We start from the raw sequence: 8,051 nt of genomic DNA on the forward strand, positions 1-8,051 counted from the left end.
CGCCGGCAGAGGCCAGTCCGCCGGCGAAGACGTGGCGCCGGGCCTGGTGCAACCCTACGCCGCTACTGCCCCGGCAGCATCATTTCTGACCTGACACATCACGCCGGACAGGCGGCGGGTGCAGCGCGGGATTAGTGTTCGCGGGTTTTGTGGAACTGAATATTCGGATAGCGCTCCCGGGTCAGATTAAGATTAACCATACTCGGCGCGATGTAAGATAGATTATCACCGCCATCAAGGGCCAGATTGAGTTCATTTTTTCGCTTGAATTCTTCCAGCTTTTTAGCGTCGTCGCACTCCACCCAGCGAGCGCTGGAAACGTTGACCGACTCATACAGCGCTTCCACGTTGTATTCGCTTTTCAGCCGCGCCACGACCACATCAAATTGCAGTACGCCGACCGCGCCGACGATGAGATCGTTATTCGCCAGCGGACGAAACACCTGTACCGCGCCCTCCTCTGACAATTGCACCAACCCTTTGAGCAATTGTTTTTGCTTGAGCGGATCGCGCAGGCGGATACGGCGGAACAATTCCGGCGCGAAATTGGGAATGCCAGTAAATTTCAGTTCTTCGCCCTGTGTGAACGTGTCACCAATCTGTATAGTGCCGTGATTGTGCAATCCAATAATATCGCCAGCGTAGGCCTCCTCGATATGGGAACGGTCTCCCGCCATAAAGGTCAACGCATCGGCGATGACGACGTCCTTGCCGGTTCGCACCTGGCGCAGTTTCATGCTTTTCTCATAACGGCCGGACACGACGCGCAAAAACGCCACCCGGTCCCGATGCCGCGGATCCATATTGGCCTGGATCTTGAACACGAAACCGGTGAATTTTTCTTCTCGCGCGCTTACCACCCGCACGTCGGTCTGACGCGGCATCGGCGGTGGCGCCCATGCCACCAGGCCATCGAGCATATGATCGACGCCAAAGTTACCCAGCGCAGTGCCGAAGAAGACCGGCGTCAGCTCCCCCGCCAGGAAAGCCTGTTCATCAAACGGATGGGAGGCGCCCTGCACCAGTTCCAGCTCTTCGCGCAACTGCGCGGCCAGATTCTCGCCCACGGCCTGGTCCAGCTCGGGGTTGTCCAGTTCTTTCACCACCCGCACCGCCTGAATGGTATGGCCCTGGCCGCTCTGGTAGAGGTAAGTTTCATCCTTCGCCAAATGGTAGATGCCCTTGAACAGCTTGCCGCAGCCGATAGGCCAGGTTATTGGCGCGCAGGCAATGCGCAGCTCGCTTTTCACCTCATCCAGCAGTTCCATCGGGTCGCGAATATCGCGGTCCACTTTATTCATAAAGGTCAGGATCGGCGTGTCGCGCAGGCGGGTGACTTCCATCAGCTTGCGGGTCCGATCCTCAACCCCTTTGGCGGCGTCAATCACCATCAGGCAGCAGTCGACCGCCGTCAGGGTACGATAGGTATCCTCGGAAAAGTCTTCATGCCCTGGCGTATCCAACAGATTGACCACCGCCTCACGGTAGGGAAATTGCATCACCGAGGTGGTAATGGAGATACCGCGCTGCTTTTCCATTTCCATCCAGTCGGATTTGGCGTGCTGGTTAGAGCCGCGGCCTTTAACGGTACCGGCGGTTTGAATCGCCTGTCCAAACAGCAGCACTTTTTCAGTAATCGTCGTTTTACCAGCGTCGGGGTGCGAAATAATCGCAAAGGTGCGCCGTGCCGCAATCTCGTCGGCGTAAGGGTCGTTCTTCATGGTCACTTTCTCGAGGGGCGCACGACTGACGCACCCCACAAATTAGGTCTAAACGGAATTTGCTGGTTGCAGATTCTACATGGTGTGGGGAGGCATTGATAGCACCTCGGTCAGCACGAGCGTCAGCCCAGCGGCAAGGCCATAATTACCGCATCTTCGCGGCCGTTCGCCGTGGGATAATAATGGCGCCGGACCGAGACTTCATTAAAACCCAGCGCGCGGTACAGGGTGATAGCCGGCGCATTGGACTGACGCACTTCCAGGCACAGCATGAGCACCTGACGCTGTTCCAGTTCGGCGATAAGATGGTTCAGCAACGCCCGGCCACGCCCCTGGCGCTGAAAGTCGGGATGAACGGCAATATTGAACAGCGATGCTTCATCCAGCACCGTCTGGGTAATGGCGAAAGCCGCGATACGATCCCCCACGCACAGCTTGTAATTGAGATAGCGATCGCCCTGATTGCCGGCAAAGGTTTTAGCGCTCCAGGGAAAAGCGTGGCTGGCCTGTTCAATGTGCCAGGCTTCAGTTAAATCAGCCGGCAGCAGCGGTAATACGGTGTTCATTATCACTTATCCGGTGCCATAGCTCGCGTTTCGCGCCAGCGTCCTGTGAAAGCGCCACCAGCGGCGGCGTGTGAAAAGTTATGCCGGCAAAATCGCGCGTGGCTTTAAGCCCAAGCCACCAGCAATGGCAGCGCACGCTGTCCGGCAACATCATCACCTGCTCCGGCGTTACTCCATACAGCTGCGCCGGCGTCAGCGCCATGCTGCGCGCCACATCGGCTACCAAGGGATGATCCACCGGCGGCAGCGGGTCAGCCACCAGCAACAAACGAATCTGATCCGGCAATTTGACCGCAACCTCCCCCTGCAATACCGCCGGGCGCTGGAGCCTCCATTGCGTAATGCCGAGCTGTTGTAATTGCCAGTCGCGCCTTGTTGTCATCGTTATTCCCGTGGGCGCCCATAATTCCGCGCCGCTATGCTACCAAACCCATCGAACCCAGGGCAATAAAGCACTATACTCCCTGCTCGACTTAATGAGGAGCGTTTGTCGCATGTCTGCTTTAACCCCCGCCAGTGAAGTCATACTCCGGCATCAGGATACATTTTCAGATAAACAGGTCGTGATCGCAGGCGACGTGCAGGATTTGCTGCCGGCCCTGCTTGAGGCGCGGAGTGCTAAGGTCCATACCGCCTGGTATCACCATCGGCAGCCGCTGGCGCGCGCGCTGGGCGAGCAGGCGGTGCAATTCGGCCTGGTGGCGGACGCCGCGCTGGTCGGCGGGTGTGACACGCTGATTTATTTCTGGCCGAAAAACAAGCCGGAAGCGCTGTTCCAATTGACCAATCTGCTGTCGCTGCTGCCGTTAGGCTGCGATGTGTTCGTGGTGGGGGAAAACCGTAGCGGCGTGCGCAGCGCCGAACCGATGCTGGCAGCCTGGTGCCCGCTGGCTAAAATCGATAGCGCCCGGCGCTGCGGGCTGTATCACGGCGGGCTTGTTCAGCAGCCCCGTTTCGATGCCGAGGCGTTTTGGCAATCCTACCCGCTTGAGGATGTGGTGATAAAAACCCTGCCGGGCGTTTTCAGCCATGACGGGCTGGACAACGGTAGCCAATTGCTTTTGTCGACGTTCGGTCGGCCGTTTCAGGGCCATGTGGCCGACATCGGCTGCGGCGCCGGCGTCCTGTCGGCCGTTCTGGCAAAAGGGGCGGCGGGAGTGCAATTAACGCTCAGTGATGCCTATGCGCCAGCGCTGGCAGCCAGCCGCGCCACCCTGGCGGTCAATGGGCTGCAGGGAGAGGTGCTGGCCGGCGATGTCTACTCCGCTATCAGCGGTCGCTTCGATATGATTATTTCCAACCCGCCGTCCCATGATGGTATGCAAACCAATCTGAAGGCGGCGGAGACGCTGATTCGCGGCGCGCTTACCCATCTGCGTATCGGTGGCGAATTGCGCATTGTCGCTAACGCCTTCCTGCCCTATCCGGATCTGCTTGATATAGTATTCGGCAATCATCAGGTGCTGGCGCAAAACGGCCGTTTCAAAGTTTATCAGGCTATCCATCAGATAAAACGCAGCCGCGATAAGGGTGCTAAACGCCGCTGACACAGGCGGTAGCGCGCGGTCATGCGCCGCGCGTCGGCGGGTCGCCCGCTGGGCGGGGTATTTTTTTTTTGCAGCAAACGCCCGCGAAATCGCAAATAATTATTGACCTTAACGCCAAAATCCCTAAAATCCACCTCCGCGGTGATAACCTTAACCGGCTGTCTGTCTCAGGCGAAGGTGGCGGAATTGGCAGACGCGCTAGCTTCAGGTGTTAGTGTCTTAACGGACGTGAGGGTTCAAGTCCCTCTCTTCGCACCACTGTCAAGATGTCGGTTTTCCACCCGCACGTTCCCCTCTTGTGTTTTCTGATTATCCTTCTGTAGCTTGCTTTACTCGCCGACGGAGTTTTTGCGTGAACTTCCCTGTGCCTTGTCAAACCGCATAGCCCTGGATCCACAATGGATCAGAAGGCTGACGGTGGTGGCCCGGCGCTTAACGTTTCGCAGGCCTTCGGTCGCGGCGTCACGGCCTGCTTCGCGACCGCCGCTGACCTGTGGCCTGCAAGCGGCAGATTCCTTTTTTTGTGAGGTCATTTCATTTGTGAAAGACTTTAGTTAATGACATTGGCGACTAAAGCTGCTAAATTAACCCGGAAGCAAAAAATTAAATTCAGTTATAAAAACGCCTGGCGACTTTCAGCCATCCATTATTTTCTCGCAGCAATATTTAATATTTGTTTTCACAGCCTGGGCTTAACTGTTTGTTTATGTCCAAACCTTATAACACCTATGATGAGCTCCGCCAAAGCAAGCTTCGCACGTTGCTTTTGTTACTTTTGTTACTAAATACCGCATTTTCTCTTTTCTATGTGGTTAGCGCGATAAATAACAGCCGTCAGCCGTCAGCCGTCAGCCGTCAGCCGTCAGCCGTCAGCCGTCAGCCGTCAGCCGTCAGCCGTCAGCCGTCAGCGATAATCGTCGCGGGCTTATCGCTGACTGTATTGGTAATAAGTCTCTTCAGGATGTGCAATTATGCAGTTTTATTAAATTATCTTGCAATTATTATCGGCTTGTCCTGGGCATGGCATATTCTGTTTCGTTTCAACCAACTAGCCACACCTGATAAAACATTTTTTCTTTAATAGCCTGATGACGGTCTTTTCATCAGCGCGATTACGCTTGCCGATAATTTACTGGCGTTATGCCTGCATTGTAGTGGTCAACTGAAACTGGTCACCGCGTTAGCGTTTTCCAGTATTTATTTTCTGATTTGTTTGGTGGCAACCAACCGTTATATTCATGCGCCCTGAGTGCACTGTAATATCCCACGATATAGTCGGTAATTTCATGAGCTGCTTCGCTGAAGCTTATGTAGCCCGTTACCGGTATCCACTCGTTTTTCAGACTTCTGAAGAAGCGCTCCATCGGACTGTTATCCCAACAGTTACCCCGCCGACTCATGCTTTGTTTGATCCGGTCACGCCACAGCAACTGTCGGAACTGCCTGCTCGTATAGTGGCTACCTTGATCGCTGTGGAATATCACTCCGGCTGGTTTACCACGCGTTTCCCATGCCATTTCCAGTGCTTTGATGGTCAGTCTGCTGTCCGGGGAGAACGACATAGCCCAGCCCACCGGTTTCCTCGCGAACAGATCAAGAACAACCGCAAGGTATGCCCAGCGTTTCCCGGTCCAGATATACGTCACATCGCCGCACCATACCTGGTTTGGCTCCGTTACAGCGAACTGGCGCTCAAGATAATTCGGGATCGCAACATGCTCCTGACCGCCACGCTTATACCTGTGCGTCGGCTGCTGACAACTGACCAGCCCCAGCTTTTTCATGAGCCTGCCTGCGAGCCAGTGTCCCATCCGGAAGCCTCTCTGGGTTGCCATGGTGGCGATACTTCTCGCGCCAGCGGCACCATGGCTGATATTGTGCAGTTCATGAACCTGACTGCGCAATACCGTTCGCCTGCCGTCTGGCCTGTCAGGCCGACTTTTCCAGTATTTGTAACTGCTGCGATGAACCCTGAACACGTGGCAGAGTGTGGCCACAGGATAACGCGCTCTGAGTTTTCCGATTAACGAGAACTGTTCAGGGAGTCTGACATCAAGAGCGCTCTAGCCTTTTTTAATATTTTGTTTTCCATTTCAATGCGTTGTACCTTCTTCTTGAGCTCACGTATTTCGATTTGTTCCGGGGTTATGGGAGAGGCTTTTGGCGTTTTCCCCTGTCGCTCATCACGCAGTTGTTTTACCCATTTCGTCATCGTAGAAATGGCCGACGTCCATGACTTTTGCTGCTGGCGCGGCGGTGTAATTTTGGTCGACAACCAGTTGAGCGGATTCGCGTTTGAATTCAGGACTAAAATTTCTTTTTTTCATTGGTGCACCCGTGTTGTTCTGAGGTGAGCGTATCACCTCTGTTCAGGTGGCCAAATTCAGTGTGCTACTACAATGGCCGGATGCGTGGGGACGATGATGAGTAGTGCAAGGTTTGCCGGCGCAGGCAAATAACGGTTTTTTTTAGCGCAGGCCAGGGTTGGCTGTGATGTAACCATCTAAACGTCTCGCGCCAAAAAAGGCTTGCCATCGTTGCTTAGGCAAGCCATAATTGCGCCCATTCCGAAATACGGAATGAACGAATTTTCTTTATGATCAGTTAGTTGCAAGGTAGTGATTCGGCAATTTGTCGATAAAACGGCTGCAGTGCGAAGACAAGCGATGAGATAAGGCGCGTTGGCAGAGTGGCCATGCAGCGGATTGCAAATCCGTTCACCTCGGTTCGACTCCGGGACGCGCCTCCAGTTTTGATTTCCTGACGCCCGGGTGGTGGAATCGGTAGACACAAGGGATTTAAAATCCCTCGGCCTTTGGCTGTACGAGTTCAAGTCTCGTCTCGGGTACCATCCAAAAAAGATTAATAAAAACAACAAATTGTACTAAAGCTTTGATGCCGCCTTGTGCGGTTCTTTTTCGCCCTGAAATCGACAAGTGACAGCAAAGTGGCTGCAGGGCATTAAAGATATAGGGTACTTAATTCAAGATGCCGCCTATCATCTGAAGGCGGCGCACAGTGAGTCTTTAGATAACGCTGAATCACCAGGCTGTGGTTTGTAGTGGCCAACTAAAACTGGCCACCGCGTTAGCGTTTTTCCAGTATCTATTTTCTGATTCGTCTGGTGGCAACCCACCGTTATATTTATGCAGCCTGAGTGCGCTGTAATATCCCAGGATATAGTCGGTAATTTCATGAGCTGCTTCGCTGAAGCTTATGTAGCCCGTTACCGGTATCCACTCGTTTTTCAGACTTCTGAAGAAGCGCTCCATCGGACTGTTATCCCAACAGTTACCCCGCCGACTCATGCTTTGTTTGATCCGCTAACGCCACAGCAACTGTCGGAACTGCTTGCTTGTATAGTGGCTACCCTGATCGCTGTGGAACATCACTCCGGCTGGTTTACCACGCATTTCCCATGCCATTTCCAGTGCGTCTCCTGTCCGCGGAGAACGACATAGCCCAGCCCACCGGTTTCCTCGCGAACAGATGCAAGAACAACCGCAAGGTATGCCCAGCGTTTCCCGGTCCAGATATACGTCACATCGCCGCACCATACCTGGTTTGGCTCCGTTACAGCGAACTGGCGCTCAAGATAATTCGGGATCGCAACATGCTCCTGACCGCCACGCTTATACCTGTGCGTCGGCTGCTGACAACTGACCAGCCCCAGCTTTTTCATGAGCCTGCCTGCGAGCCAGTGTCCCATCCGGAAGCCTCTCTGGGTTGCCATGGTGGCGATACTTCTCGCGCCAGCGGCACCATGGCTGATATTGTGCAGTTCATGAACCTGACTGCGCAATACCGTTCGCCTGCCGTCTGGCCTGTCAGGCCGACTTTTCCAGTATTTGTAACTGCTGCGATGAACCCTGAACACGTGGCAGAGTGTGGCCACAGGATAACGCGCTCTGAGTTTTCCGATTAACGAGAACTGTTCAGGGAGTCTGACATCAAGAGCGCTCTAGCCTTTTTTAATATTTTGTTTTCCATTTCAATGCGTTGTACCTTCTTCTTGAGCTCACGTATTTCGATTTGTTCCGGGGTTATGGGAGAGGCTTTTGGCGTTTTCCCCTGTCGCTCATCACGCAGTTGTTTTACCCATTTCGTCATCGTAGAAATGGCCGACGTCCATGACTTTTGCTGCTGGCGCGGCGGTGTAATTTTGGTCGACAACCAGTTGAGCGGATTCGCGTTTGAATTCAGGACTAAAATTTCTT

The 8,051-nt window shown here is 54.1% G+C and carries 5 protein-coding genes, 3 tRNA genes and 2 pseudogenes; 5 read left to right on the forward strand and 5 right to left on the reverse strand.

Translation table 11 applies throughout. The annotated features are described in order from the left end of the window. Positions 1–131 precede the first annotated feature (131 nt). The 3 genes from prfC to ACTBDU_RS15020 form a co-directional block, all read right to left on the reverse strand. The gene (gene prfC / locus ACTBDU_RS15010) at positions 132–1,721 is read right to left on the reverse strand and encodes a peptide chain release factor 3 (protein ID WP_438807033.1); all 1,590 of its coding nucleotides are present in this window, start codon (positions 1,719–1,721) and stop codon (positions 132–134) included. 122 nt (positions 1,722–1,843) lie between these two features. Further along, on the reverse strand, positions 1,844–2,287 hold the full coding sequence (gene rimI, locus ACTBDU_RS15015; RefSeq protein WP_438807037.1) for a ribosomal protein S18-alanine N-acetyltransferase: 444 nt from the start codon (positions 2,285–2,287) through the stop codon (positions 1,844–1,846). Next, a complete protein-coding gene (locus ACTBDU_RS15020; protein ID WP_438807034.1) occupies positions 2,256–2,669 on the reverse strand; it encodes a DNA polymerase III subunit psi in 414 nt (137 codons plus the stop codon). The genes rimI and ACTBDU_RS15020 overlap by 32 nt, the downstream gene beginning before the upstream one ends. Positions 2,670–2,781: 112 nt before the next feature. Between ACTBDU_RS15020 and rsmC the strand changes: the two genes are divergently transcribed. The 3 genes from rsmC (at position 2,782) to ACTBDU_RS15035 (ending at position 4,915) form a co-directional block, all read left to right on the forward strand. After that, complete coding sequence (rsmC, locus tag ACTBDU_RS15025; protein WP_438807035.1) at positions 2,782–3,834, forward strand: 16S rRNA (guanine(1207)-N(2))-methyltransferase RsmC; 1,053 nt, start codon at positions 2,782–2,784, stop codon at positions 3,832–3,834. Between the two features lie 171 nt (positions 3,835–4,005). Then, positions 4,006–4,092 (forward strand) — tRNA-Leu (locus tag ACTBDU_RS15030). A 448-nt stretch (positions 4,093–4,540) separates the two neighbouring features. Further along, positions 4,541–4,915 carry a hypothetical protein gene (locus ACTBDU_RS15035; RefSeq protein WP_438807036.1) on the forward strand — a complete coding sequence of 125 codons (375 nt, stop codon included), beginning with the start codon at positions 4,541–4,543 and terminating at the stop codon, positions 4,913–4,915. A gap of 91 nt (positions 4,916–5,006) precedes the next feature. On the opposite strand, the pseudogene ACTBDU_RS15040 reads toward ACTBDU_RS15035, so the two are convergent. Continuing rightward, positions 5,007–6,161: pseudogene (locus ACTBDU_RS15040) on the reverse strand (IS3 family transposase). 348 nt (positions 6,162–6,509) lie between these two features. On the opposite strand from ACTBDU_RS15040, the gene ACTBDU_RS15045 reads away from it, so the two are divergent. Both ACTBDU_RS15045 and ACTBDU_RS15050 read left to right on the forward strand, forming a co-directional pair. Next, positions 6,510–6,583, forward strand: a tRNA-Cys gene (locus ACTBDU_RS15045). Positions 6,584–6,599: 16 nt separating this feature from the next. Beyond that, a tRNA-Leu gene (locus ACTBDU_RS15050) sits at positions 6,600–6,685 on the forward strand. Positions 6,686–6,875: 190 nt separating this feature from the next. On the opposite strand, the pseudogene ACTBDU_RS15055 reads toward ACTBDU_RS15050, so the two are convergent. Next, positions 6,876–8,051 (reverse strand): annotated as a pseudogene (locus ACTBDU_RS15055) (IS3 family transposase); the annotation flags it as partial.

The organism is Sodalis sp. (in: enterobacteria) (assembly GCF_051710625.1).
In the GTDB taxonomy this organism is placed as follows: domain Bacteria; phylum Pseudomonadota; class Gammaproteobacteria; order Enterobacterales; family Enterobacteriaceae; genus JBPESN01.

Excerpts from the sequence above, each read along its gene's own strand:
- ACTBDU_RS15035 (WP_438807036.1), top strand. The coding sequence starts at position 4,541 with ATGTCCAAACCTTATAACACCTATGATGAGCTCCGCCAAAGCAAGCTT.
- rsmC (WP_438807035.1), top strand. The coding sequence starts at position 2,782 with ATGTCTGCTTTAACCCCCGCCAGTGAAGTCATACTCCGGCATCAGGAT.
- ACTBDU_RS15020 (WP_438807034.1), bottom strand. The coding sequence starts at position 2,669 with ATGACAACAAGGCGCGACTGGCAATTACAACAGCTCGGCATTACGCAA.
- prfC (WP_438807033.1), bottom strand. The coding sequence starts at position 1,721 with ATGAAGAACGACCCTTACGCCGACGAGATTGCGGCACGGCGCACCTTT.
- rimI (WP_438807037.1), bottom strand. The coding sequence starts at position 2,287 with ATGAACACCGTATTACCGCTGCTGCCGGCTGATTTAACTGAAGCCTGG.